Here is a 25,139-nt window from a genome sequence, read left to right as displayed (position 1 = left end):
GCCTCAGCCCCGCACCGGACGGAGCCCCGCGCGCCGCACCCACGCCCGCCACGGCAGGGACGACGCCAGCGCCAGGCCGATCACGACCGTGCCGAACCACCCGACGAGCACGCCCGGGATCGGCACGAGCAGGCTCGTCCACAGGAGCACCGCCAGCACCCCGAGCACGTACGCCGCACCGGCCTTGAGGTAGCGCAGCCGCTTCAGTCCCGCGGCCTGGTCCAGGCGCGAGGTCAACCGCGCCAGGAACAGCGCACCGACACCGATCGCCGCAGCACCGACCCCGGCCTGCTCGAGCGCGCTGAGCCCGTCCGCGCCGAGCACGCCGGACCCTGACAGCGAGTACACGCCGTCGAGGATCTCGAACAGCATGAACACGACCAGCCCGCGCTCGAACACCACGGTCGACGCGTACACGTGGATTCGCCAGGCACCGCGACCCGTCCCGACCGAGCCGGTGTCAGCGCCGGCAGCCGCACCCCCGTGCAACGCCCACCGTGCGAGCCGCTTCGACCCGAGGTACGCGCCGATGCCGAGCAGGCCGCCGACGACCACCGGCACGACCTCGGACGGCTCCCACGCGGCGGCGGAGGCGACCAGGACGCTCGTCAGCGCGACCCCGGCGGTGGCGGTGACCAGCGACCAGACGCGAGGGCGCGCGACGGCGGCGAGTCGGGCCTCCAGGCGGCCGAGCCAGGACCGACGCGACGCACGGTCCGTGTTGAACAGGTACTCCGCGAACACAAGCCAGATGAACGCGGCGCCGAAGGCGGCGAGGGCGGGCCGGACCTCCTGCAGGTGGGCGGCGAACGCGCCGGGGGCGAAGACGGCCTCGCCGACGGTGGCGGTCGGGTCCTCGGCGGAGCCCACGACCACCGCGACGGGCGGCAGCATGAGCCGCATCGCGAGGACGCCGGCGACGATCCCGAGCGACAGGAACAGCCGTCTGGCGGGGGAGTGCAGGCGCCCGGCGATGCCGGCCATCGGCACGGAGGAGTCGGCCGCCATCGCGATCTCGAGCAGCGCGAGCGCCACGAACGCGAGCGCGGCGGCCGGACCGAGCACGATCCAGGCGAGTGCGGCCGCGACGACGGTGAGGGACAGGGGGACGGTCAGCAGGGATCTGGCCATCTCTCGATGGAGCGCTCCCGACCTGCGCTGGTGCTGTGGTCGGCCTGGGCAACGGCCGGGAGGACCGGGTCGGTCCGCCCGGTCGGGTCACGGCCCGTCCCCCCTTGCGTGGACCTGCGGGTGGGCTGCGGCGTCAGGCCCGCGTGTGGAGCGTGCCGCGCACGACGGAGTTGCCCGAGTGCGCGGGGTCGCCGTCGTTCGACTCGGCGGAGACGTCCACCACGGGGTACCGCGTCGGATCGACGCCCGCGGGCACCACGAACCGGCCTGTGTCACCGTCGAGGAACCCGACGCTGACGAGCCCGCTGAGGTCGGAGCGCATCATCCAGACCTCGCGGAGGGGCGCTGCGCCGTCACGGGCCCGGTGGTCGAGGTCGACGACCAGGCTGAGGCGTCCGTCCCCGTCCCGCTCGAGCTCGGCGGACCCGCGGGCACCGGACCAGCCGGGCAGCGGGTCGAGCGCCGTGCGGGACACCACCGTGTCGGAGCGGCCCGGGCCGCCGGCGAACAGGTACCAGCCACCGCCGAGGCCGAGCACGAGGCCCACGACGGCAGCGGCGGCGGTGAGGAGCAGCGCCGTGCGACGACGAACCCGGGACCGACGGAGCGGAGCGACGTGCTCGGCAGCAGCAGGAGCAGGAGCAGGCGCAGGCGCGGGTGCCGCTGCCGGCGCGGCTGACCGGTCGTCGAACCCGAGGTCCGTCGCGATCCGGTCCCACACGCGCGCGGACGGCTGCTGGAGCTCGACGCTCTGCGACGACTTCGCCACGGTCACCACGTGCCGCAGGTCCTCCAGCTCGGCGCGGCACGCCGGGCACGCGGCGAGGTGCTCGGCGGCCGCACCGGAGGGCGCGTCGTCGCCGATGGCGAGCAACGCGAGGGACTCCTCGTCGATGTGGTTCATTCGATCACCTCCAGACGTGTTCGGAGCCGAGCCAGACTTCGACGGATGTGGCTCTTCACGGTGCCGAGCGGCAGCCCGAGCCGTTCCGCGATCTCACGGTGGCTCAGTTCCTCGAAGAACGCCAGTCGCATCACCGTGCGCGGCACCTCCTCGAGCCGGTCGAGCTCCCCGGCGACGAGCACGCGTTCCGCCATCCCGTCGTGCGGGTCCTCGGCGGGAGTGGTCCGTTCCTCGTCGGCGACGGCGTGCGCGACCCGCTCGTGCCGTGCCCGTTCGGCCAGGGCGTCGGCGACGCAGTTCCGGGTGATGCCGACGAGCCACGCGCCGAGCGGAGCCGTGTCGGGGTGGTAGGTGTGCCGTCCACGCCAGGCCCGGACGAAGACCTGCTGGGTGACGTCCTCGGCGGCCGCGGCGTCGGTCAGCGAACGCAGCGCGAGCGTGTACACGAGGGACGACCAGCGCTCGTAGACCGCCCGGAGGACGCGCTCGTCACCGCTGCCGAAGGCGTCGGCGAGGTCGCGCTCGTCGGGCTGGTTGGTCGTCACGTCGTCGTGGTGCCTTCCGGGGGCCGCTCGGGACCCCTGCCCTGATCGTAGGGCGCGGGGCCGGGTGGCGGTGGGGAGTCGGGGATCGGTCACAGCGGTGTCGCGGTGACGACGAGGTTGCTGCGGTAGTGGTGCGTGGTGGTGTCGAACGTGCCGCCGCAGGTGACGAGCACGAGACGCCGAGGTCCGTCGTGGTCGAACACGCTCGCCCAGGGGACGCCGGTCTTCGCGAGCAGGTCGACCGTCGCGACGGCGTACCGCGTCGCGGTGCCGTCCTCGCTGGTGACGGTGACCTGCGTGCCGACGGGTACGTCGACCAGGTGCGCGAACGGGCCGATGCCGTACCCGACCGCGTCCACGTGCGCGGCGAGGACGGTGGAGCCGGCCGCGGAGGACGGGGTCGAGCCGAACCGCCACCAGCCGGCAACTGCCGGGTCCGCGGGGAGTGCCATCGCGCCGGTGGGGTCGACGCCCTCGGGCTGGACGGCCTGGTCGATGCCGAGGGCCGGGACGGCGACGCGCACGGGGGCGACCACGACCGGCACCTCGTCGGGGAGCGCCGCGTCGCGCAGGGGCACGGCGGTGGAGAACGCCGACGGTGCCGGTGCCGGTGTCGGCGCGGCGGCCGCTGACGACCACGCACCGTCCCCCGAGAGCGAGCGCCCGCCGGGGACACGGTCCGCCGACGAGCACCCGGTCAGGCAGGCCAGGGCGACGGCGGCGGCGAGGGGGACCGCCGTCGCCGCCCCGACCCGGTGGTGCACGGTCAGCGCCGTGCGGCTCGGACGGCGCTCACGCGACGTCGGAGGACCAGGAGCGCCAGCCCGGCGAGGACGACGGCGCTGCCGCCGATCACGAGCGGGGTGGTCTCCGTGCCGTTCGTCGCGACGAGTCCGGCGTTCCCGGCCGGCACGCCGTTCGGGTCACCGCCGAGGTCGCTGATCGTCTGCGTGGCGAGCATCAGGTTGTCGTCCTCCAGGCTGCCCCACGCGTACACGATGGTGTCGGCACCCGCGGCGACGGCGACGTCGGCCGGGCCGATCACCGGAGCGGTCGTCCCGGTCGCCGCGACCGTGGCGGACACGGTGCCGGCCGGGAGCACGAGCGCCTGCTCGTCCGGGTTCGACAGGTTCGACACGACGGCCTTCCCGCCCGCGAGGACGTCGACCGCGGGTGCGGCTGCGACGTGCCGCACGACGAGACGACCCTGCCCGGCGGGGACCGCGGAGGTGTCGTTCCTGAAGACGGTCGCCGTCGGGGTGCCGTCGGCCTTCAGGTGCGCCACCGCGGTCGAGTTGCTGCCGGCGGCGAACGACACGTCGGCCGGGCCGATGATGGGCTTCGAGTCGTCGGTCGCGTCACTCGCCGTGATCGCGAGCGTGTGCGCCCCGGCGGCGACGGACATCGGTCCGGCCATCGTGCCGGGCGTGAAGTCGTCGATCGCCCGGGCGCCGTCGAGCCAGACGTCGACCGTGGTGTCGGGGACGGCGTGCAGGACGCTCAGCGTGGCGTCGCCGGGTGCTGCGGTCGCCGCGGTCGCGGGGACCGCGATCGCGAACGCCGCGAGCAGTGCGCCGGCGCCGATGCCGGTCACGAGGTTCTTGCGCATGGTGTGCCTCCAGGTCGGCCCTCTGGGCCGGGTCGGGTGGGCGTCGTCATCGACGCTCACCTCCACTACCGTCCGGAGGGCCCGTCCGGATGCACCCACCCGGGAACTGCCGGACTGGAGGCTCGTGGCGGCCCCGCCACGACCCTCCCGTCCGCCATCCGGTGCGCACGAATCGTCGGGTCGCCCCGGCGGAGGCGACCATTCCTGCTCCCTCGGCGCGGGCGGTGCGTCAGCGCAGGGCGCCGTCGCGCAGGGTGAGCACGCGGTCGGCTGCGGCGAGCGCCCCGGGGTCGTGCGCCGCGTGCACGACGACGGCGCCGCGGGCGGCCTCGGCGGCGAGCGCAGCGAGCACCAGGTGGAGCGAGTGGGCGTCGACGCCGGCGGTGGGCTCGTCGACGAGGAGCACGGGGGCGCGCTGGGCGAGGCCCATCGCGACGAGGGTGCGCTGGCGTTGGCCGCCCGAGAGCTCGGCGAGGGGGCGGGTGGCGAGGTCGAGGAGGTCGAGGCGCTGGAGCTGGTCGTCGACGAGTGCGCGGTCGGCGGCGCGGAGGGGACGCCACCAGGGGAGGGCGCCCCACCGGCCCATGGCGACGGCGGCGTGCACGGTGAGGGGTGGCCCGGGGGTCGAGACCGACTGGGCGACGTGGGCGACCCGGCGTGGTCCTGCTCCGGTGACGCTGCCCTCGGTCGTGGGGAGGGTGCCGGCGACGGCCTCGAGGAGTGTGGACTTGCCGGAGCCGTTCGCGCCGGCGACGACGGTGACGGAGCCGGGTTCGAAGACGGCGTCGGTGCGGTGGAGCACGGTGCGCTGGCCGCGGCGGACGGTCACGGAACGGAGGCGGACGGGCTGGGGCGGCACCTGTGGAGGTTAACAGTAACGGGAACCATTTTCATGTAGCGTTCGGGACCGTGACCTGGCTGACCGACCCGTTCTCCGTCGACTTCATGCTCCGAGCCCTGGCGGCGGGGGTGCTCGCGGCGGTCCTCTGCGCCGTCGTCGGGACGTGGGTCCTCGTGCGCGGGATGGCGTTCCTCGGCGAGGCGCTGGCGCACGGCATGCTCCCTGGTGTCGCCCTCGCAACGCTGACCGGGGCACCCGCCGTGCTCGGCGCCGCGGTCAGTGCCGGGGCGATGGTGCTCGGCGTCGGGGTCCTCCGGCGGCGGAGCGGCCTGTCGTACGACACCGCGATCGGGCTGCTCTTCGTCGGCATGCTCGCGCTCGGGGTGATCATCGTCTCCGGCTCACGGTCCTTCGCCACCGACGTGACGGCGATCCTCTTCGGGGACGTGCTCGCCGTCACCCCGGTCGACCTCGGCACGCTGGCGGTCGCGACCGTCGTGGCGCTGCTCGTCGCGGTGGTGTTCCACCGGCCCTTCACCGCGGCGGCGTTCGACCCCCGCAAGGCGACCACCCTCGGACTGCGTCCACGACTGGCCGAGGTCGTCCTGGTCGCCCTCGTGACGCTCGCCGTCGTCGCGTCCTACCGGGCCGTCGGCACGCTGCTCGTCGTCGGGCTGCTCCTGGCGCCGGCCGCCGCCGCACGGGCCTGGACCGGCGGGCTGCTCGCGACGATGGCCCTCGGCGCGGTCCTCGGCTCGGCGGCGGTGCTCGCCGGGCTGCTCGTCTCGTGGCACCTCGGCACCGCAGCGGGTGCGAGCATCGCCGCCGTCGCGGTCACCGTCGTCGCCCTGTCCCACACGCTCCGACTCGTCCACGTCCGCACCACCCGGAAGGAACCATGCTCCACGCACCGCACCACCGCACCGCACTCGGCCTCGGCCTCGCCGCAGCCGTCACGCTCGGCCTGACCGCCTGCACGGGCGGGTCCGCCGGCCCACCCGGCTCCGCTGCGTCGTCCGACGATGCTGGGTCCTCCGGGAGACCCCACGGCTTCGTCGAGGGCGCCTCCGAGGCCGCCGAGCCCCAGCTCCGCCTGCTCGTCGCGGACGACACGGGCGCGCTCGCCCTGCACGACCTGCTCGCCGGCGACGCCACCGACCTCGACGCCGTCGACGCCCCCGAGCACGCGGCCACCGACGGGCGGTTCCTCGTCACGAGCGGCACCGACCGGACGACGATCGTCGACGGTGGCGCATGGACGGTCGACCACGGGGACCACACCCACCACTACGACGCCACCGCGCGGACGGTCGGCACACTGCCGGGTGGGGGACCGGTGGCCGTGGCGTCGTCCGAGTCCACCACGACGGTGTCCTGGCCGGACGCCGGCACCGCGGTCGCCCTCGACCGGGCCGCACTCGGGCAGGGGGAGGTCACGACGACCGTGCGGGTCGACGCCGCCGCGCTCCTGCCCCTCGGGGACCTGCTCGTCGCCGGTGACGCCGAGCGTGACCGGGTGGTGGTGCTCGACGCGCAGGGGAAGCCGACCGGGGTCGCCGCCGCGTGCACGGACCCCGCCGGTGGCATCGTCACCCGGGTCGGCGCCGTCGTCGGCTGTGCGGACGGCGCGGTCCTGGTGACGGCCGAGGACGCGCCCGGTGAGGACGCCACCCCCACCGCCGAGCACCTCGCCGCTCCCGCCGACCTGCCGCGGGCCACGGCGTTCGCGAACCGCACCGGTCGCCCGACGGTCGCGGCCCTCGCCGGGGACACCGGCGCCTGGCTCCTCGACACCCGAGAGCGCACCTGGGAGCACGTCCCCACGGACCGCCCCCTCGTCGCCGTCACCGCTGTGGACGACACCGACGAGCACGTCGTGGCACTCGACGCCGACGGCCGCGTGCGGGTGCTGAGCGGGACGGACCGGACCGCCGTGACGACCGAACCGCTCGTGCCGGCGGGCTCCGTCCCCGCGCTGCAGGTCGACGCCCAACGGGCGTACCTGGCGGACCCGGGCGACCGGGTGGTGCACGAGGTGGACTTCGCCGACGACGCGCGCCTGGCCCGCTCGATCGCGGTGCCCGTCCGCCCCGACGTGATGGCCGAGGTCGGGCGATGAGGCGCGGCGCGGTGGTGGTGGTGGTGGCGGTCGGTACCGCCGTGACGCTCGTGCTGGGCGCCTCGGGGTGCAGCAGCCCCGGCGCGGATGACCGCCCCCTGGTCGCGGTGACGACGAACGTCCTCGGCGACGTCGTGCAGCAGGTCGTGGGGGAGCAGGCCGAGGTCATGGTGCTCATGCCACCCGGAGCCGACCCGCATTCGTTCGAGGTCTCCGCCCGCGAGGCCGCCGAACTCCGTCGCGCCGACCTCGTCGTGGAGAACGGCATCGGCCTCGAGGAGGGCGTCGCCCGGCACGTCGCTGCCGCCGCGGCCGACGGCGTGCCCGTGTTCACCGCCGGGGACGCGATCGAACCGCTGGAGTGGTCCACCGAGGACGACCACGGCGTCGACCCGCACCTCTGGACCGACCCGGCCCGGATGGCGGACGTCGTCGACGCACTCGGCGCGGAGCTCCACGAGGTCGACGGCATCGACGACGCCGCGCTCGACATCGGACTCCGGGCGTACGGCGCCGAGCTCGACGCCCTCGACGACGACATGACGACCGCGTTCGCCGCGCTGCCCGAGGACCGCCGGGCCCTCGTGACGAACCACCACGTGTTCGGGTACCTCGCCGACCGGTTCGACTTCCGGGTCGTCGGCGCCGTGATCCCGAGCGGCACGACGCTGGCCTCGCCGAGCGCCGCCGACCTGCGCGACCTCATCACCGCGATCGAGGAGGCCGGGGTGCGGACGGTCTTCGTCGACGCCTCGCAGCCCGCACGCCTCGCCGAGGTCCTCGCGCAGGAGGCCGACGTCCACGTCGACGTCACCGCCCTCGCCACCGAGTCCCTCTCGCCCCCGGGCGAGGGCGCCGCCACCTACCTCGAGATGATGCGGTCGAACACCGAGGACATCGTCACTGGCCTGTCGGTTCGCAAATGAGAATGAGAATCAATACAGTGTTGTCCATGACCAGACGAACGATCCTCGCGCCCGCAGTCCTGCTCGGCGCGACCGCCCTCCTCCTCACCGGCTGCGCGAGCGACACCGCCGCGCGCGACACCGCCGACCGCGACACCGCGACCGGCAGCCCATCCGCCACCGCCGACAGCGGCGCCGACAGCCGCACCGACACCGGCCCCCGCATCACGCTGACGTACGACGGCGGCCTGCTCGTCCTCGACCAGGACCTCCGCGTCGTCGGGGACGAGCCGGTCGACGGCTTCACCCGCGTCAACCCCGCCGGGGACGACCGCCACGTGCTCGTCACCGTGCCCGAGGGCTTCCGCGTGCTCGACACCGCGGCCGGCACCACCGGCGAGCCGACCCTGACCGACCTCACCTTCCCCGCCGACACCGGCGGGCACGCGGTCGTGCACGGCGACCGCACCGCGCTCTTCGCGGACGGCAGCGGCGACGTGACGTCCTTCGACCACGCCGACCTGGCCGCGAGCGTCGCGGACGGGGAGCTGCCGGACGTCGACACGACCGAGTCCGAGGCGGCCCACCACGGCGTCGCGATCGAGCTCGAGGACGGCACGCTCCTGACCACCATCGGCACCGAGGAGTCCCGCTCCGGCGTCCGCGCCCTCGACGCCGACGGCACCGAGACCGCCCGCTCCGAGGTCTGCCCCGACGTGCACGGCGAGGGGGCCGTCCGCGGCGACGTCGCCGTCTTCGGCTGCACGGACGGCGCGCTCGTGTACCAGGACGGCACGTTCACCAAGATCGACGCCCCGACCCCGTACGGCCGCACGGGCAACCTCTTCACCACCGACACGTCGAGCATCGCCGTGGGCGACTACAACGACGACCCGGACAGCGAGGGCTACCTGCTCGACCAGGTCGCGCTCGTCGACGCCGCGCGTGACGATCACCGCGTCGCCGACCTGCCCGACGGTGTCGGCTTCACGTTCCGGGGCCTCGCACGCGGGCTCGACGACGAGGCCCTCGTCCTCGGCTCCGACGGCGCCCTGCACCGCTTCGACGAGGAGACCGGCAAGCCCGTCGGCACCATCGACGTCATCGACGCGTGGGAGGGCCCGGCCGAGTGGCAGGACGCCCACCCGGCGCTGAAGGTGGTCGGCGGGACCGCCTACGTCACCGACCCTGCGGAGCGCACCGTGCACGCGGTGGACCTCGCCTCCGGCGACGTGGTCGCCTCCAGCGACCGCCTGCCCGGCGTCCCCAACGAGATCGCGGTCAGCTGACGCTGGTCAGGTGACCCGGACCGGACGGGAGGCTCGTGGCGACCCCGCCATGAGCCTCCCGTCATGTCGTCACTAACGGGGACACGCCGACGGCCGATAGAGCGCACTGACCACCCACGGACGGGTGGTCGGACGACCTGCCCCACGGACGGTGGCAGGTGAGACACCCCAGGGACGGACCCCATGATCGTCGTCACACGACTCAACGGCAGCGGCTTCGCTGTCAACCCCGACCTCGTGGAGCGCATCCAGGAGACGCCGGACACGACCCTCATCATGGTCGACGGCGCGAAGTACATCGTCCGCGAGTCGATGGCCGAGGTCATCGAGCGGATCGCCGCGTACCGCGCCCGCATCGTCACCATGGCCTACGGCACCGAGCCGCGCACCGTCACCGGGCCGCAGCCGACGCTCGCTCCCGTCGCCGCCCTGCACGCAGCGCCCGCCCTGCACGCAGCAGCCCGGACGCAGGACGGGGGTCGCTGACATGGACATCGCGACGATCGTCGGCATCCTCCTCGCCTTCGGCGCCCTCTTCGGCATGATCGAGATGGAGCACGTCGAACTGGGCGGACTGTTCCTCCCCGCGCCGATCCTGCTCGTGTTCGGTGCCACCATCGGCGCCGGGGTCGCGAGCACCACGCTCAAGGACGCCATCGCGAGCTTCAAGGCCGCGCCCAAGGCCTTCACCGGCAAGGTCACCCCGCCGGCGTCCGTGATCGAGGACGTCGTCGGCCTGGCCGAGGTCGCCCGCTCGAACGGCCTGCTCGCCCTGGAGCAGGAGGCCGAGAAGCACGACGACCCGTTCATGAAGAAGGCGCTGCAGAACATCGCCGACGGCACCGACGGCGACGAGCTCCGGATCCTGCTCGAGGACGAGATCGAGTCGAACGCCGCACCGATGCGCAGCGCGAGCTCGTTCTTCATGGGCCTCGGCGGGTTCGCCCCGACCGTCGGCATCATCGGCACCGTCGTGTCGCTGACCCACGTGCTCGCCAACCTCGGCAAGCCGGACGAGCTCGGCCCCCTCATCGCGAGCGCCTTCGTGGCGACGCTGTGGGGCCTGCTCACCGCCAACTTCATGTGGCTGCCGATCGGCGGCAAGCTCCGCAAGCTCGCGCAGCTCGAGTCCGACCGTCAGACGCTCCTGATGGAGGGGCTGCTCGCGGTGCAGGCCGGCAGTCAGCCCCGCCTGCTCGGGGAGCGCCTGAAGGCCATGGTCCCACCCGCCGCCCGCAACGACACCGGCGGCAAGGGCAAGGCGGCCAAGGGCGCGACGGCCGACGACCAGCAGCTGGCGGCCTGACGATGAGCGCGAACCCCCGCGGCCGCGGTCGTGGCCGGAAGAAGGGCGGGCACGACGACGCCGAGCATCCCGACGAGCGGTGGATGGCGTCCTACATGGACATGATCACCGTGCTGATGTGCATGTTCCTGGTGCTCTTCGCGATGTCCACGGTCGACCAGGAGAAGTACATCGCGCTGAAGAACTCCCTGGCGACGGGCTTCGGCGAGGTGAAGTCGCAGAAGGTCGACACCGCCAGCGGCACCGTCGTGACGAAGGACCAGGTCGAGGACGGCTCCGGCTACTCCACGGACAAGGCCCAGGCGGACCACTCGACGGCCGCGTCCGGGGCGAAGGACACGAACGTCGACCCCGCGTCGACCGTCGTGCCGGTCACCGCGACGAAGAAGGACCTCGCCGCGGCGGAGCAGGAGCTCGACGACCTCAAGGCCATCCAGAAGGCCATCACGGGCAACCTGCAGAAGGCCGGGCAGACCGCCAACGTCACGTTCACCGTCGACGCCCGCGGGCTCATCGTCCGCCTGGTCGGCAGCGAGACGTACTTCGGCACGAACAGCGCGGACCTCTCCGGCCAGGCCAAGACGATCATGGACGCCATCGCTCCGGTGCTGAAGACCGCCGGGCACGACGTCAGCATCGAGGGCCACGCCGACCAGCGGAACTCGACCGCCCCGTACGCCACCAACTGGGAGCTCAGCTCGGCCCGGGCCACCGGGGTGCTGCGCGACCTCGTCGAGCGCGGCGGGATGCCGGGCGACCACGTGCAGAGCGTCGGGTTCGGGTCGAGCCGTCCCCTGGCGACGGGGGAGACCGACGCGGACCTCGCCCTGAACCGCCGGGTCGACATCGTGGTGCTGTCGAACCAGGACCAGGACGTCAGCTCCCTGATGCCGGCACTGGCCGCGGCGCAGGACCACGCCCGCGGGACCGGCGGCAGCGCCGCCGCCACCACGACCACGACGGAGAAGGCGACGACGACCAAGGACACCGCCGCAGCCGACACCCACGGCGACCCCGGGAGCGATGCCGGGCACTGACCGCCCACCGCCCCACTACGGGGTACAGCACTGACGGAGGACACTCAGGCGGCCGATAGACGCCTCCGTGACCGAGACCCTGCCCGCACCCGAGGTGTACGACTTCGCGCGCCCCTCGACGCTCGCCCGCGAGCACGCCCGGGTCCTCGAGCTCGCCTTCGAGACCTTCGCCCGACAGTGGGGCACGCAGCTGACCGCGAAGGTCCGCGTCGTGAGCCAGGTCACGTGCGAGCAGGTCCAGATGATGACGTACGACGAGTACGCCGCGTCCCTGCCCGCACTGACGGGCATGGCACTGCTGCCGATCGTCGACACGGCCCCGAAGGGCGTGCTGCAGGTCCCGCTCGACGCCGCCCTGACCTGGGTGTCGCACGCGCTCGGCGCCTCGCGCCCGCTGCCCACCCCGGACCGCACCTTCACGCCCATCGAGCAGGCCCTGGTCCGCAAGCTCGTCGAGGACGCCCTCGACGACCTCCGGTACTCGTTCGGCGGCCTGCTCGCGCAGGACATCGGCGTGAGCGGCTTCCAGTACAACAGTCAGTTCGCCCAGGCCGCGCAGAAGGGCGACCTGATGATCGTCGCCTCGTTCGACATCCGCGTGGGGGAGCGCATCGCCCCCGGCACGCTGGCCCTGCCCGCCGAGGCCGTCCTGCCGCAGCTCGGCGAGGCCGCGGCGACCGTGACGCCCGCCGACGCCCGAGCGCTCCTCGACGTGCAGCTCGCCAGCGTCCCCGTCGGCGTCGCCCTGCACTTCGCACCCGCCACCGTGCTGCCGTCGCAGGTGCTGCGGCTCGCCGTCGGCGACGTCCTGCCGCTGCCCCACCCGCAGCACCGTCCCCTCACCATCGCGGTCGACGGCGAGCCCGTCGGCACCGCCGCCGTCGGCGCGAACGGCTCGCGCCTCGCCGGCATCGTCGTCACCACCACATCGGAGCAGCCCGCATGACCGCCACCACCACCCTCCACACCGGCGCCGCCGAGGCACTCGTCGGTCAGCTCCCGACGACGGTCCCGCTGCACGCGTCGATCCTGCCGGGAGGCTCGACCCCCGCCGGCATGCAGGCCGCGGTCGACGGCGTGGTCGCCTCGTTCGTCGGCGGGCTCTCCGCGGACCTCGCGCTGGTCCTCACCGACCTCGACGGGATCACCGCCGCCGGCGGCACCGACCACGGCCTGGTCGACGTCACCGACGTGCTCCGTCCGTCGCTCGAGGCCGCCGCGTCCGTCCTCGGCGTGGGCGTCCTCGGCGAGGCCCGCCGCGAGTCCGCCGCGTCGCTCTTCGCCGACGCCGACACCGTCGTGTTCGAGCTCACCGCCGGCGGCGTGCCCGGTGGCTGGTTCGCCGTGCGCATCCGCGAGAACGGCGTCCTCGGTGCCACCACCCAGGCGCCCGCGCTCGGGATCCCCAGCGGGAACCTCGGTCGAATCAACAACGTCGAGATGACCCTGACGGTCGAGATCGGCCGCACCCGGATGTCCGTCCGCGACGTGCTCGGCATGGAGCCCGGCGCCGTCGTCGAGCTCGACCGTTCCGCCGGTGCCCCCGCCGACGTGCTGCTGAACGGCCGCCTCATCGCCCACGGCGAGGTCGTCGTCGTCGACCAGGACTACGCCGTCCGCATCACCAAGATCCTCGACGTCGCCGAGACGGTCTGACCCGCGTGGACACCCTCGTCATCACCCTCCGCGTCGCGCTCTCGCTCGGCGTCGTGCTCGCCCTGATGTGGGTGCTGCACCGCCGCATGGCGAAGGGGCAGTTCGGCCGGGCGAAGGCCAGGGGTCGTCGGTCCGCCGCGATCGAGGTCGTCGGCCGCACCGGCATCGGCGGCAAGGCCAGCGTGGTCGTCGTCGACGTGGAGGGCGAGCGCCTCGTCCTCGGCGTGACCGAGCACGGCGTGAGCCTGCTCACGAGCGGCGAGGCCCCCGCGCCCGAGCTCACCATCGTCACCGGACCGGTCCAGCTGCCCGTCCGCGCGACCCAGGCCGCGACCTCGGCCCCGACTGCGGTCCCGATGGCGACCCCGTCACCGTCGGCGGAGGCGTTCCGTCAGGAACTCGCGCTGCAGGACGGGGCCGTGCCGAGCCTCCAGGCCGTGGCCGTGGCCGTGGCCCCGGTTCCCGCCGTCGCCGAGCCGCTCCCGATGCGTCCGCGCAACCGCGACCGTCGCCCCCAGCGCACCGTCGTCCCCACGTCCGCGCAGCTGCAGGGCTCGCTCCTGTCCGCCGACACCTGGCGGCAGGCCGCCGCCGCGCTGCGCTCCCGGCGGGCCGGGTGACCGCGGCGCGCGGTGCCAGGCTCGTCCTGCTCGCGATCCTCGGCGTGGCGGTGGTGGCCGGGTTCCTGATGCTCACCGCGACCGGCGCCCACGCGGCCGGCGTCGTCGAGCCCACCGCTCCCGCGACGCCCACCGCCCCCACCGGCGGCGGCTTCTCGGTGAACGTGAACGGCCCGGACGGGGCGCCCTCGTCCGCCGTCGTCACGCTGATCGGCATCACGCTGCTGAGCGTCGCCCCGGCGCTGATGCTGATGACGACGTCGTTCACGAAGATCTTCGTCGTCCTCGCCATGACCAGGAACGCGCTCGGCCTGCAGTCGATCCCGCCGAACCAGGTCATCGCCGGCCTCGCCCTGTTCCTGTCGCTGTTCGTGATGGCCCCGGTGATCGGGCACATCAACGACGACGCGCTGCAGCCCTACCTCGCCGGACACCTCGACTTCCAGCAGGCCGTCGACATCGGCACGAAGCCGCTCCGCACCTTCATGCTGCACCAGACGCGTGAGGAGGACGTGGCGCTCATCACCCGCGCCGCCGGCCTCGACAACCCGAAGACGCTCGCCGACGTGCCGATGACCACCGTGATCCCGGCGTTCATCATCTCCGAGCTCCGCAGCGCGTTCATCATCGGGTTCGTCATCTTCATCCCGTTCCTCGTGATCGACCTCGTCGTGTCCGCGGCCCTGATGTCGATGGGCATGATGATGCTCCCGCCGGTGATGATCTCGCTGCCGTTCAAGGTGCTGCTGTTCGTGCTCGTCGACGGGTGGGGGCTCATCATCAAGTCGCTCATCGAGAGCTACCAGGTGGTGCACTGATGGACCAGCAGGCGGTCATCGACCTCGTCCTCCAGGCACTCGTCGTCGCCGGCAAGCTCGCGGCGCCCGTGCTCGTCACGTCGCTCGTCGTGGGCTTCGCGATCTCGCTCTTCCAGTCCGTCACCCAGATCCAGGAGGTGACGCTGTCGTTCGTGCCGAAGGCCCTCGCGGTCGCCGTCGCGCTGGTCGTCTGTGGCAACTGGATGATCTCCGAGATGATCGGGTTCACGCACTTCGCGTTCGACCAGATCCCGAAGCTGCTCGGGGCCGCCTGATGGAGCTCGCGATCGACTTCGACGGGCTCGAGGGCACCATGCTCGCCGGCGTCCGGCTCATCGCGTTCTTCATGATCGCCCCGCCGTTCTCGTACAAGGCGTTCCCCGCCACGGCGAAGCTCATCCTGGCGCTCGGGCTCGCCGTCGGGGTCGCCCCGCGCGTCACCGCCGGGTACACCTCGCTCGACACCGGCGCCTTCCTCGTCGCGCTCGTCACGCAGCTCGGCGTCGGACTCGTCCTCGGGTTCCTGGTGTACCTGGTGTTCTCCGCCGTGCAGTCGGCCGGTGCCCTCATCGACCTGTTCGGCGGCTTCACGCTCGCGCAGGCGTACGACCCGCAGTCGCAGGTGAACGGTGCGCAGTTCACGCGCCTGTTCCAGATGGCGGCGCTCGCATTGCTCTTCGCCAGCGGTGGGTACCAGCTCATCGTCGCCGGCATCGTCCGCTCGTTCGACGCGGTGCCCCTGGTCGACGGCACCGGGCACGTCGGCACGATGGCGTTCGGCGGCGTCGCCGGGCTCCTCGTCGCCGCACTGTCGCAGATGTTCCTCGCGACGCTGCAGATCGCCGGCCCGCTCGTCGTCGTGCTGTTCCTCGCCGACGTCGGCCTCGGCCTGCTCACCCGCGTCGCCCCCGCGCTCAACGCCTTCCAGATGGGCTTCCCGATCAAGATCGGCCTGACCGTCATCTTCGCCGGGGCGCTCTTCATGGCGCTGCCGTCCGTGGTGTCCAGCCTGACGGGTGATGCCGTGCAGGCGATCACCGGGAGGGGGTGAGCCATGTCCGACAGCGGTGAGAAGTCCGAGAAGGCCACCTCCAAGCGGATGAAGGAGGTCCACAAGAAGGGCCAGCTCGGCCGGTCCCAGGACCTCGGCGCGTGGATCGGCATCGCCGTCGCGGCGCTGATGATCCCGGCCACGATCGGCCGCGCCGCCGGTGCCGGGCAGGAACAGCTCGACGCCGTCAAGACCGTCATCGCCGACCCGTCGATCGGCACCATGCGCGGCGTCTTCGAGGACGCGATGGGATCTATGGCGGCGACGCTCGGCCCGCTGCTCCTCGTCGTGCTCGTCGCCGTCACCGCGACCGCCGTCGCCCAGGGCGGCGTGCACGTCCGCTCCATCGCCCCGACGCCCGAGCACTTCGACCCCGTGCAGGGCCTCAAGCGGGTCTTCGGCACCCAGGCGCTCTGGAACGGCGTGAAGGCCCTCGTGAAGACGGCCGTCGTCGGCCTCGTGCTCTGGTTCGCCGTGCAGGGACTCGTGCCCGTCCTCATGACGAGCGGGTCGCTGCCCCTGTCGGCCGTGCTCGGCGCCGCCGGCGAGGGCGCGGGGACGCTCCTCCGCGCCGCGATCGCAGCGGGCCTGGTGCTCGCCGCGCTCGACGTGTTCGTCGTCATCCGCCGCAACCGCAAGCGCACCATGATGACCAAGCGCGAGGTCAAGGACGAGAACAAGTCCGCCGAGGGCGACCCGCACGTCAAGGGCCAGCGGCGCTCCCGCCAGCTCGCGATGAGCCGCAACCGGATGATCCAGGCCGTCGGCGACGCGGACGTCGTGATGACGAACCCGACGCACTACGCCGTCGCGCTGAAGTACGAGCCGGGCAAGTCCGCGCCGCGGGTCGTGGCGAAGGGGGCCGGTCCGGTCGCCGACGTCATCCGTGCCCGCGCCGAGGAGTCTCGTGTGCCGATCGTCCGCGACGTGCCCCTCACCCGCGCCCTGCACGCCGCGTGCGAGCTCGGCCACGAGGTCCCCGTCGACCTCTACACGCCCGTCGCCCGGGTGCTGTCCTTCGTGATGGCGCTCAAGGCCAGGGGAGCAGCGGCCGGCACGCACGCCCCGCCCCGGCCCACCACGCCCGACGAGGTCGCCACCGTGCTCGACCCCGCCACGCTCACCGGGGACCTCAGACCCCGCAAGCTCCGCACCCCCAGACCCACCACGAACCCGACGCCCGCCGCGTCCACCACCCAGGGAGTCCCCGCATGAAGCTCAAGGACCTGCCGAAGCTCGCCGTCCCGGTGCTCATCGTCGGCATCATCCTGCTGCTGATCCTGCCGGTGCCGTCGTTCCTGCTGGACTTCCTCATCATCTGCAACATCCTGCTGGCGCTGGTGATCCTGCTCACGACGCTGTTCGTGAAGAAGCCGCTCGACTTCTCGGTGTTCCCGTCGCTGCTCCTCGTCGCGACGCTGTTCCGGCTCGGGCTCAACGTCGCGTCGACCCGGCTCGTGCTCGGCGAGGGGTTCGCCGGCGACGTCATCCAGGCGTTCGGGCACGTCGCCGTCTCCGGGTCGATCATCATCGGCGCGGTGATCTTCCTCATCCTCATCGTCATCCAGTTCGTCGTCGTGACGAAGGGCGCCGAGCGCGTCGCCGAGGTCGGGGCGCGCTTCACCCTCGACGCGATGCCGGGCAAGCAGATGGCGATCGACGCCGACCTGAACGCCGGGCTCATCACCGACGCCGAGGCCAAGGAGCGCCGCGCGTCGGTGTCCGCCGAGGCCGACTTCTACGGCGCCATGGACGGTGCGTCGAAGTTCGTCAAGGGCGACGCCATCGCCGGCATCCTGATCATCATCATCAACCTCATCGGCGGCATCGCGATCGGCATGCTGCAGAACGGCCTCTCGGTCACGGACGCGCTGTCGAAGTACGGCATCCTGACGATCGGCGACGGCCTGGTCACCCAGATCCCCGCGCTCCTGATGGCGGTCTCGACGGGCATGATCGTCACCCGCTCCGGCGCCGAGAGCGAGATGGGCGCCTCGGCGACGAAGCAGCTCGGGCAGTCCAGGAACGCGCTCATGATCGCCGGCGTCGCCGCCATCGCGATGGGCTTCATCCCCGGGATGCCGATCGTGCCGTTCCTGCTCGTCGGCGCGACGCTGCTGTTCACGAGCTGGCGCATCGGGCAGAACACCGCGAAGGCCGAGGCCACCGCGGCCGAGCAGCAGGCCCTCGCCGCTGCCGCACCGTCGGGCGACACCACCGAGGACCTCGTCGAGCAGATGCGCGTGCACGCCCTCGAGATCCAGCTCGCCCCCGACCTGGTCGACATGGTCTCCGGTGCCTCGGACGACCTGCTCGGCCGCGTGCGGGCGCTCCGCCGCAAGATCGCGATGGACATGGGCATCGTCGTGCCGCCCGTCCGCACGCGGGACAGCATCGAGCTGCCGCCGTCGACGTACGCCATCCGGATCGCCGGCGTCGAAGCCGGTCGCGGCACCGCCCCCGCGCGGAGCGTCCTGGCCCTCGGCGACCAGCTCGACGGCCTGCCGGGCGACGCCACCGTCGAACCGGTCTTCGGTCTGGCCGGCAAGTGGGTCCCCGCCGAGCTCCGGCACGCGGCGGAGATGACCGGTGCGACCGTGATCGACCGCGTGTCCGTGCTCGTCACCCACCTGCAGGCCGTCATCGGCGACAACGCCGCCCGACTGCTCACCCGCGAGGACGTCAAGGTCCTGGCCGAGGGCGTCAAGCAGGTCAACCCCGCCGCCGTCGAGGAGCTCGTCCCCGGCATGCTCTCGATGGCCGAGCTCCAGCGCGTGCTGCAGGGGCTGCTCGTCGAGCGCGTGCCGATCAACGACCTCGGCCGGATCTGCGAGGCGCTGACGCTCCGCGCGAAGGTGTCGACCGACCCCGAGGGGCTCGTCGAGTCCGCCCGCGCCGCACTCGGCCCGGCGCTGCCGGCACGACACCTCGACCAGGGCGTCCTCCGCGTGATCATGATCGACCCGCTGCTCGAACAGGCCATGCTCGAGGGGCTCCGGCCGTCCGAGCAGGGCACCCAGATCGTCCTCGACGCCCACCGCATCGAACAGGTCCTCGGCTCTGTGCGCGACGCCGTCCGGAGCGTCGAGGAGCAGGGCCTGTCCGCCGTGCTCGTCTGCGCCCCGCAGCTCCGCCCGGCCGTGCACCGCATGGTGTCCGCCCAGTCCGACGGCCTCCCCGTGCTCTCCTACCAGGAGGCAACGGCGGCGGGCTCCACCATCGAGACCGTGGGAGTGGTCCGTGCCGCCGACCCGATTGCAGCGTAGCGGCGCGACGCTCGACGACGTCCGCGACGCCGTCCGAGCCGAGTTCGGTGCCGGCGCGCGGATCATCGCCGCCGAGCGCGTCACCAGCGGCGGTGTCGGCGGGCTCTTCCGCCGTGCGCACGTCGAGGCCACCGTCGAGGTGCTCGACCCCGACGAGGTCCCGACCGCCCGCGTCGCCATCGCCGACGGACCCGCCACCCGGATCGGGATCGCCGCGCTCCTCGCCGACGCCGACGAGGCGGAGGCCCGCATCGCCGGCGGTGACGGCGCGCGCGAGGCCCGGGCCGACGCGTTCGCGTCCGTGCTCGGCGGGTTCGCCGCCGACGGCATCGCCCCGGCCGTGCCCAGCGGCCCGGTCCCCGTCCTCGCGACCGGCCCTGCGACCGGCCCCGCGCCCGTCGCAGCGCCCGTCCCGGTGCCGGAGGCGATCCCGTTCCCCACCGACCCCGTCTCGGGGTCGCGCCCGCCCCTGGAGGCCGCGCCGGTCCTCCTGGCCGGACCGACTGGAGGCGCGGCTCCCGTCCACGACCTCACCACGCGTCGCGGACGGCGTGCGCTGGCCGCGGGGCGGCCCCCGGTGCCGCCGGTCCTGTCGGGTGACGGCGACCTGGTGCTGCTCGTCGGGCGCGGCGCCGACGTCGGCGCTGCCCGTGCCGCGTTCGCCGCGCGGCACGACCTGCGGGAGACCGACGCCCTCGACCGCCGTGGTGGGATCCTGGCGCGGGCCGACGGGGTCCGCGCGGGCCACGCGCTGCTCGGTGCCGTCGCCTGGGACGACCACGCGGCGCTCGAGGGCCTGGCGCCGGACCAGGTGTGGGTCGTCGTCGACGCGGGGCGGAAGCACGAGGACTCGCTCCTCATGGTGCACGCCGTCGCCGCGGTGGTGCCGGTCGCCGGGGTGCTCGCCGTCGGCACCCGGGAGACGACCACGCCGGACAGCGTGCACGAGCTCGGGCTGCCGGTCCGGCCGCGCTGACGGTGAGCCGGCGTTCCGTTTACGCGGTGACGGATCCGGTTCACGATCTCCGACGTTGGCCGACCGGATCCGTCATGTCTCGCTTCGGGAACCGGCGTCCGGTCGGCCGACTGCCGCGCCGGTCGACTGACCGCCGCGCCGGTCGTACCGGTCCGGCCGCGCTGACGGTGAACCAGCGTTCCGTTTGCGCCGTGACGGATCCGGTTCACGATCTCCGACGTTCGCCGACCGGATCCGTCATGTCTCGCTTCGGGAACCGGCGTCCGGTCGGCCGGCCGCCGCGCCGCGGGCGAGCCTCACCGGACATCGTGGTTAGGCTGGTCGGGTGCTGGTACTCACGCGGAAGGTCGGCGAGCGGATCCTCATCGGGGACGACATCGTCATCACGGTGCTCGACTCCCGGGGCGACGGCGTCCGCATCGGCATCGATGCCCCCCGCGGCGTCAAGATCCAGCGCGAGGAAGTGGTCCGCGCGGTGACCGAGGCCAACGTCGAGGCCACCCGTGCGGCGTCCGACGACGCCGAGGCTCGGCTGCGCGCGGCGCTCGGCGGGTCGCCCGCCCCCACGGACGACCCGAGCGCCTGAGCCCCTAGGGGCGGGGCTTCTTCTCCTGCTCCGGCAGCCGTCCCGCGGCGCGCTCCGTGGCGAACCACGCGGCGGCCTCCTCCTGCCGTGCGCGCTCCTCGCCGAGGGCGATCGGGGCGCGGACGTGTCCGGGCTCGTAGCCGAACGTCTCGAGCAGCTGCGGCACGAGCGGGCGGAGCCGTGCGACCAGGCGGTCGATGGACGCCGACACCGCGCGGGCACGCTGCGCCGAGAGCCGTCCGTGCACGAGGTACCACTCCAGGTGCTGTTCGAGCAGCCCGAGTGCGAACAGGTCGCGGAGCCGGACGAGCACGCGGCGGGTGTCGCCCTCGGGGACCTCCTCGATCGCGGCCGTGAAAGCGTCCCACTGCATGAGCTCGGCATGTGCCCTGGCGGCCTCGATGAGCTCGTGCTGCGAGCGGTTCAGCAGCAGGGCGGCGCGTGCGCGGTCCTTGCCGGCGGTGTTCAGCCGCATGCCGATCTCGCTCACCATCGTGTCCACCCGGCCCGCGAGCAGCGCCCGCTGGGTCCCGGCGTCGCGGAGGTCCGTGACGCTCGCGGCGAGCGACCCGCGGTCGGCGACCGTCTGGCCCAGGCGGCGGATGCCCGAGGCGTCCGCGAGCTTGGCGCCGACCTGCGCGGCGACGAACTTCGCGGTCGAGGCCGCGTCCTTCGGCGCCTTCTTCCGGAAGTCGGTGAGCAAGCGCTTGCCGACGAGCTGCAGCAGCACGGTGTTGTCGCCCTCGAACGTCACGTAGACGTCGAGGTCGGCGCGGAGACTGGTCAGCCGGTTCTCGGCGAGGAAGCCCGCGCCGCCGCAGGCCTCGCGGCACTCCTGCAGGGTGTCGAGCGCTGACCACGTGGACAGCGACTTGAACGCCGCTGCCTGGGTCTCGAGGTCCTCGCGGCGCTCCGGGGTGTCGAGGCGGCCGCTGAAGACGTCGTCGAACGTGCGGAGCAGCTGCTCGTGCGCGAAGGACTGGGCGAACACGGTGGCCAGGCGGGGGATGAGCCGGCGCTGGTGCCGACCGTAGTCGAGCAGCACGCCCTCGGTGCCGCCGCCGGTCGGGAACTGGCGGCGTTCCATCGCGTACGTCAGGGCGATCTGCAGCCCGATCTTCTGCGCGACCACGGCCGCGCCGTCGAGTGACACGCGCCCCTGCACCAGGGTGCCGAGCATCGTGAAGAAGCGGCGGCCGGGGGAGTCGATCGGGGAGCTGTAGGTGCCGTCCTCGGCGACGTCGCCGTAGCGGTTGAGCAGGTTCGTGCGGGGGATGCGGACGTGGTCGAAGTGCAGCCGGCCGTTGTCGATGCCGTTGAGGCCGCCCTTGACGCCGTCGTCCTCGCCGCCGACACCCGGCAGGAACTCCCCGTCGTCGTCGCGGAGCGGGACGTAGAACGCGTGCACGCCGTGGTCGACGCCCTGCGTGACGAGCTTGGCGAACACGACGGCCGCCTTGCCGTGCAGCGCGGCGTTGCCGATGTAGTCCTTCCACGCGCCGCGGAACGGCGTGTGCACGACGAACTCCCGCGTGTCCGGGTCGTACGTCGCCGAGGTGGCGATGCTCTGCACGTCCGAGCCGTGCCCGGTCTCGGTCATCGCGAAGCAGCCGGGCACGTCGAAGCGGATGATGCCCGGCAGGAACTCGTCGTGGTTCCTGGCGGTGCCGAGGTGGTGCACGGCCGAACCGAACAGGCCCCACTGCACGCCGGCCTTGATCTGCAGCGACGGGTCCGCCGTCGTCAGTTCCTCGAACGCGGCGAGGTTGCCGCCGTGGTTGTCCTGGCCGCCGAGCTCGACCGGGTAGGGCCGCTGGATCGCCCCGGCGTCGACCAGGACCTGCAGCTGCTCGAAGGCGCGCTGGCGGTGCTCGATCGTGCCGAGTCCCTCGGTCTTGTGCAGCGCGGGGTCGAGCACGAGCCGACGAGAGATCCGGCGGTCCTCGGCCCAGCGTCCGAGCAGGTGCTCCGCGAGCAGGTCGACGTCGATGCGGACCTCGCGGTCGGTGCCCGCCGTCGGTGTCCCGCGTGCCGGGTCACCGGCGGCGTCGGCCTTCGGGCTCGTGCCGCGCTGCGCACGGTCGGTCTGCTTCGTGCCGGGTGCGATGTCGACCATCGGGGGTGCCTCCTGAACTGCACTGTCCGGTGTCGTCCGCGCAGGGGCGCACGACGACGTTCCTGGGTGCAACGCTATGCACCCTGGCCGTGAGCCGCACGAGAGCGGTACCGGCACGACAACGCGTGGCGCGGCCGGTGCACGGCGGCTCGTGGGAACCCTCCAATCACGAGCGGTCCTCGTCGACTGGCCGCCCCGTACGCCTCCGGGCCAGACTGGCTGGCATGTCAGGCACCACCACCCCCGAGCCCGGGACGCGACCCGAGCGCACGTTCTTCGGTCAGCCGTTCGAGTTGTCCACGCCCTTCGCGGTCGAGCTCTGGGAGCGGTTCTCGTTCTACGGGATGCAGGGCATCGTCCTCATCTACATGTACTACTCGCTCACCCGCGGCGGGCTGGGCATCGACCAGACCGTCGCCACCGGGATCATGGGCGCGTACGGCGGGTCCGTCTACCTGTTCACGATCCTCGGCGCCTGGACGGCCGACCGGCTGATCGGGGCCGACCGCACGCTGTTCGGCAGCGCGGTCGTCGTGATGCTGGGGCACATCGCCCTCGCGGTGCTGCCGGGTGTCGCGGGCGTCGGGGTCGGCCTCGTGCTCATCGCCCTCGGGTCCGGCGGGCTCAAGGCGACGGCCACCACGATCGTCGGCGGGCTCTACACGAAGGAGGACCCCCGCCGTGACGCCGGGTTCTCCCTGTACTACCTCGGCGTGAACATCGGCGCGTTCGCCGGACCGATCCTCACCGGCCTGCTGCAGAGCCGAGCGGGCTTCCACGTCGGGTTCGGGCTCGCCGCGGTCGGCATGGCCGCCGGGCTCGTGCAGTACGCGATCCGCCGACGGAAGCTCCCCGACGTCGTCCGGCAGGTCGCGAACCCGCTCGACCGGCGTCGGTACCCCCTGGTCGCGGTCGGCGTCGTCGTGGCGCTCGTGGTCGTCGTGGTCGCCGTCGTCACCGGGCTGCTGACCGTCGGCACCCTGCCACTCGTCGTGGTCGCCGTCGTGGTCGTCGCGACCGTGTCCTACTTCATCGTGATCCTGACGAGCGGCATCACCGCCGACGAGCGGTCGCGGGTGCTCGCCTTCATCCCGCTGTTCATCGGCAGCGCCGTGTTCTGGTCGCTGTACCAGCAGCAGTTCACCGTCGTGACGATCTACTCCGACCAGCGCCTCGACCGGTCGATCGGCGGGTTCGAGATGCCCGTGTCGTGGGTGCAGTCGATCAACCCGATCATGATCATCGTGCTGTCCGGGGTCTTCGCCGCGCTGTGGACCCGGCTGGGGGACCGGCAGCCGTCCACCCCGACGAAGTTCGCGCTCGGCACCGGGATCATGGGCGTCGCGTTCCTGCTCTTCCTGCCGTTCACCGGGACCGGCCGGAACGGCACCCCCGTGCTCGTCCTCGCCGGCATCCTGCTCGTCTTCACGGTCGCCGAGCTGCTGCTCTCCCCGATCGGGCAGTCCGTCGCCACGAAGCTCGCGCCGCCGAAGTTCCAGACGCAGATGGTGGCGCTCTTCTTCCTGTCGGTGTCGCTCGGCACCGCGGTGACCGGCGTGCTCTCGAAGTACTACGACCCGACCAACGAGGTGCCGTACTTCGCCGTCCTCGGCTCCGTGGCAGTCGTCGTCGGCGTGCTGCTGCTCGTGACCGCGCACCCCGTGCTGCGCCTGATGCGCGGCATCCGGTAGCGCTTCCGGTAGCCTGGAGGCGAACCTCGTCGGACCCGCGGAACCAGGAGACCACCATGCTCGAACTCGTCGGCGCAGTCATCATCGGCATCGGCGTCATCGGTGGCGTCGGGACCTGCATGGCCATGGCGGCCATGCTCAAGAGCGGTGGGGACGAGTACTAGGCCTCAGGCTGCACGGGTTCCACCGGGACCAGTTGACGACTCAGGACGGTCGCGCGCTCGAAGGGGCCGCGGCCGTCCTTCGTGTACACGGGCTCGTCGAACGCGACGGTCCACGACAGCGGCTCGCCGACGCCGGGGTAGCCGACCAGCTGGTTGCCGCCGGGTGCGACGATGACGCCGACGACGTCGCTCGAGCCGATCGAGTCCACCCACTGCTCGCCGCCCGACGTCGCATCGACGACCCGCACCAGAGCGCCGATGCCGAGTGCGCCGTGCTGCTCGGCCGCCGCGGGTCGTCTCTTCCGGTTCCACATCACCCGACGACCGTACCGCGCGCCCCCGGTGCTCCCATGAGCGGCCACGGATCGTCGGTCTCCCGCGCACCAGGCCCCGCCGACCGGACACGACACCCCGTTCGTGCGGCGTCGGGCGGCCACGAACCGTCGCCCGGACGCGCCGACGCCGACGGTTCCTGACCCCTCGGCGGAGGTGAGCGGGGCGTCGTGACC

At 72.9% G+C, this 25,139-nt stretch carries 26 protein-coding genes; 18 read left to right on the top strand and 8 right to left on the bottom strand.

Annotation, left to right across the window (positions count from 1 at the left end; all coding sequences use genetic code 11):
* Positions 1–3: 3 nt before the first annotated feature.
* From ITJ68_RS09140 to ITJ68_RS09115, 6 genes are all read right to left on the bottom strand, one after another.
* Entirely contained in the window at positions 4–1,131 is a 1,128-nt protein-coding gene (locus ITJ68_RS09140) for a DUF475 domain-containing protein (protein WP_194660972.1), read from the bottom strand.
* A 133-nt stretch (positions 1,132–1,264) separates the two neighbouring features.
* Positions 1,265–2,035, bottom strand: coding sequence for an anti-sigma factor domain-containing protein (locus tag ITJ68_RS09135; RefSeq protein WP_194660971.1), 771 nt, complete (start codon positions 2,033–2,035; stop codon positions 1,265–1,267).
* Positions 2,032–2,580 carry an RNA polymerase sigma factor gene (locus ITJ68_RS09130; protein ID WP_194660970.1) on the bottom strand — a complete coding sequence of 183 codons (549 nt, stop codon included), beginning with the start codon at positions 2,578–2,580 and terminating at the stop codon, positions 2,032–2,034. Before ITJ68_RS09130 ends, ITJ68_RS09135 begins: the two co-directional genes overlap by 4 nt.
* A gap of 89 nt (positions 2,581–2,669) precedes the next feature.
* Positions 2,670–3,344 carry a class F sortase gene (locus tag ITJ68_RS09125; RefSeq protein WP_194660969.1) on the bottom strand — a complete coding sequence of 225 codons (675 nt, stop codon included), beginning with the start codon at positions 3,342–3,344 and terminating at the stop codon, positions 2,670–2,672.
* A gap of 2 nt (positions 3,345–3,346) precedes the next feature.
* On the bottom strand, positions 3,347–4,189 hold the full coding sequence (locus ITJ68_RS09120; RefSeq protein ID WP_194660968.1) for a DUF4397 domain-containing protein: 843 nt from the start codon (positions 4,187–4,189) through the stop codon (positions 3,347–3,349).
* Between the two features lie 229 nt (positions 4,190–4,418).
* Complete coding sequence (locus ITJ68_RS09115; protein ID WP_323743263.1) at positions 4,419–5,048, bottom strand: ATP-binding cassette domain-containing protein; 630 nt, start codon at positions 5,046–5,048, stop codon at positions 4,419–4,421.
* Positions 5,049–5,098: 50 nt separating this feature from the next.
* Between ITJ68_RS09115 and aztB the strand changes: the two genes are divergently transcribed.
* The 17 genes from aztB to csrA all read left to right on the top strand — a co-directional run bounded on the left by aztB (position 5,099) and on the right by csrA (position 20,659).
* Positions 5,099–5,998 (top strand): zinc ABC transporter permease AztB, encoded by a 900-nt coding sequence (aztB, locus tag ITJ68_RS09110; protein ID WP_194660967.1) that lies wholly within the window; start codon positions 5,099–5,101, stop codon positions 5,996–5,998.
* Positions 5,929–7,149 (top strand): ABC transporter, encoded by a 1,221-nt coding sequence (locus ITJ68_RS09105; RefSeq protein ID WP_194660966.1) that lies wholly within the window; start codon positions 5,929–5,931, stop codon positions 7,147–7,149. Before aztB ends, ITJ68_RS09105 begins: the two co-directional genes overlap by 70 nt.
* Complete coding sequence (gene aztC / locus ITJ68_RS09100) at positions 7,146–8,075, top strand: zinc ABC transporter substrate-binding protein AztC (protein ID WP_194660965.1); 930 nt, start codon at positions 7,146–7,148, stop codon at positions 8,073–8,075. The genes ITJ68_RS09105 and aztC overlap by 4 nt, the downstream gene beginning before the upstream one ends.
* Positions 8,076–8,101: 26 nt before the next feature.
* Positions 8,102–9,343: a hypothetical protein gene (locus ITJ68_RS09095; protein WP_194660964.1), complete on the top strand. Its 1,242-nt coding sequence runs from the start codon at positions 8,102–8,104 to the stop codon at positions 9,341–9,343.
* A 183-nt stretch (positions 9,344–9,526) separates the two neighbouring features.
* Positions 9,527–9,829 carry a flagellar FlbD family protein gene (locus ITJ68_RS09090; protein WP_194625765.1) on the top strand — a complete coding sequence of 101 codons (303 nt, stop codon included), beginning with the start codon at positions 9,527–9,529 and terminating at the stop codon, positions 9,827–9,829.
* 1 nt (position 9,830) lies between these two features.
* Positions 9,831–10,649, top strand: a complete 819-nt coding sequence (locus ITJ68_RS09085; protein WP_194660963.1) for a motility protein A — start codon at positions 9,831–9,833, stop codon at positions 10,647–10,649.
* Between the two features lie 2 nt (positions 10,650–10,651).
* Positions 10,652–11,686: an OmpA/MotB family protein gene (locus tag ITJ68_RS09080; protein WP_194660962.1), complete on the top strand. Its 1,035-nt coding sequence runs from the start codon at positions 10,652–10,654 to the stop codon at positions 11,684–11,686.
* 67 nt (positions 11,687–11,753) lie between these two features.
* Entirely contained in the window at positions 11,754–12,632 is an 879-nt protein-coding gene (locus ITJ68_RS09075) for a flagellar motor switch protein FliM (RefSeq protein ID WP_194660961.1), read from the top strand.
* Positions 12,629–13,342: a flagellar motor switch protein FliN gene (gene fliN, locus ITJ68_RS09070; RefSeq protein WP_194660960.1), complete on the top strand. Its 714-nt coding sequence runs from the start codon at positions 12,629–12,631 to the stop codon at positions 13,340–13,342. The genes ITJ68_RS09075 and fliN overlap by 4 nt, the downstream gene beginning before the upstream one ends.
* A gap of 5 nt (positions 13,343–13,347) precedes the next feature.
* A complete protein-coding gene (locus ITJ68_RS09065) occupies positions 13,348–13,962 on the top strand; it encodes a FliO/MopB family protein (protein ID WP_194660959.1) in 615 nt (204 codons plus the stop codon).
* Positions 13,959–14,780: a flagellar type III secretion system pore protein FliP gene (gene fliP, locus ITJ68_RS09060; protein WP_194660958.1), complete on the top strand. Its 822-nt coding sequence runs from the start codon at positions 13,959–13,961 to the stop codon at positions 14,778–14,780. Before ITJ68_RS09065 ends, fliP begins: the two co-directional genes overlap by 4 nt.
* Positions 14,780–15,055, top strand: a complete 276-nt coding sequence (gene fliQ, locus ITJ68_RS09055; protein ID WP_194660957.1) for a flagellar biosynthesis protein FliQ — start codon at positions 14,780–14,782, stop codon at positions 15,053–15,055. Before fliP ends, fliQ begins: the two co-directional genes overlap by 1 nt.
* Positions 15,055–15,831: a flagellar biosynthetic protein FliR gene (locus ITJ68_RS09050; RefSeq protein WP_194660956.1), complete on the top strand. Its 777-nt coding sequence runs from the start codon at positions 15,055–15,057 to the stop codon at positions 15,829–15,831. The genes fliQ and ITJ68_RS09050 overlap by 1 nt, the downstream gene beginning before the upstream one ends.
* Before the next feature lie 3 nt (positions 15,832–15,834).
* A complete protein-coding gene (locus ITJ68_RS09045) occupies positions 15,835–17,046 on the top strand; it encodes an EscU/YscU/HrcU family type III secretion system export apparatus switch protein (protein ID WP_194660955.1) in 1,212 nt (403 codons plus the stop codon).
* Positions 17,043–19,097 carry a flagellar biosynthesis protein FlhA gene (locus tag ITJ68_RS09040; RefSeq protein WP_194660954.1) on the top strand — a complete coding sequence of 685 codons (2,055 nt, stop codon included), beginning with the start codon at positions 17,043–17,045 and terminating at the stop codon, positions 19,095–19,097. Before ITJ68_RS09045 ends, ITJ68_RS09040 begins: the two co-directional genes overlap by 4 nt.
* On the top strand, positions 19,072–20,073 hold the full coding sequence (locus ITJ68_RS09035; RefSeq protein ID WP_194660953.1) for a hypothetical protein: 1,002 nt from the start codon (positions 19,072–19,074) through the stop codon (positions 20,071–20,073). Before ITJ68_RS09040 ends, ITJ68_RS09035 begins: the two co-directional genes overlap by 26 nt.
* Before the next feature lie 325 nt (positions 20,074–20,398).
* On the top strand, positions 20,399–20,659 hold the full coding sequence (csrA, locus tag ITJ68_RS09030; protein WP_194660952.1) for a carbon storage regulator CsrA: 261 nt from the start codon (positions 20,399–20,401) through the stop codon (positions 20,657–20,659).
* A 4-nt stretch (positions 20,660–20,663) separates the two neighbouring features.
* Here csrA and ITJ68_RS09025 read toward each other — a convergent pair whose 3' ends face one another.
* Positions 20,664–22,775 carry an acyl-CoA dehydrogenase gene (locus ITJ68_RS09025; protein WP_194660951.1) on the bottom strand — a complete coding sequence of 704 codons (2,112 nt, stop codon included), beginning with the start codon at positions 22,773–22,775 and terminating at the stop codon, positions 20,664–20,666.
* Positions 22,776–22,999: 224 nt separating this feature from the next.
* On the opposite strand from ITJ68_RS09025, the gene ITJ68_RS09020 reads away from it, so the two are divergent.
* The gene (locus tag ITJ68_RS09020) at positions 23,000–24,466 is read left to right on the top strand and encodes a peptide MFS transporter (protein WP_194660950.1); all 1,467 of its coding nucleotides are present in this window, start codon (positions 23,000–23,002) and stop codon (positions 24,464–24,466) included.
* A 160-nt stretch (positions 24,467–24,626) separates the two neighbouring features.
* On the opposite strand, the gene ITJ68_RS09015 is transcribed toward ITJ68_RS09020, so the two are convergent.
* On the bottom strand, positions 24,627–24,947 hold the full coding sequence (locus ITJ68_RS09015; protein WP_194660949.1) for a hypothetical protein: 321 nt from the start codon (positions 24,945–24,947) through the stop codon (positions 24,627–24,629).
* Positions 24,948–25,139 lie beyond the last annotated feature (192 nt).

Source organism: Curtobacterium sp. VKM Ac-1395 (genome assembly GCF_015350975.1).
GTDB lineage: Bacteria > Actinomycetota > Actinomycetes > Actinomycetales > Microbacteriaceae > Curtobacterium.
The sequence above is the reverse complement of the archived record's forward strand: the minus strand, read 5'-3'. Positions and strand labels throughout refer to the sequence as shown.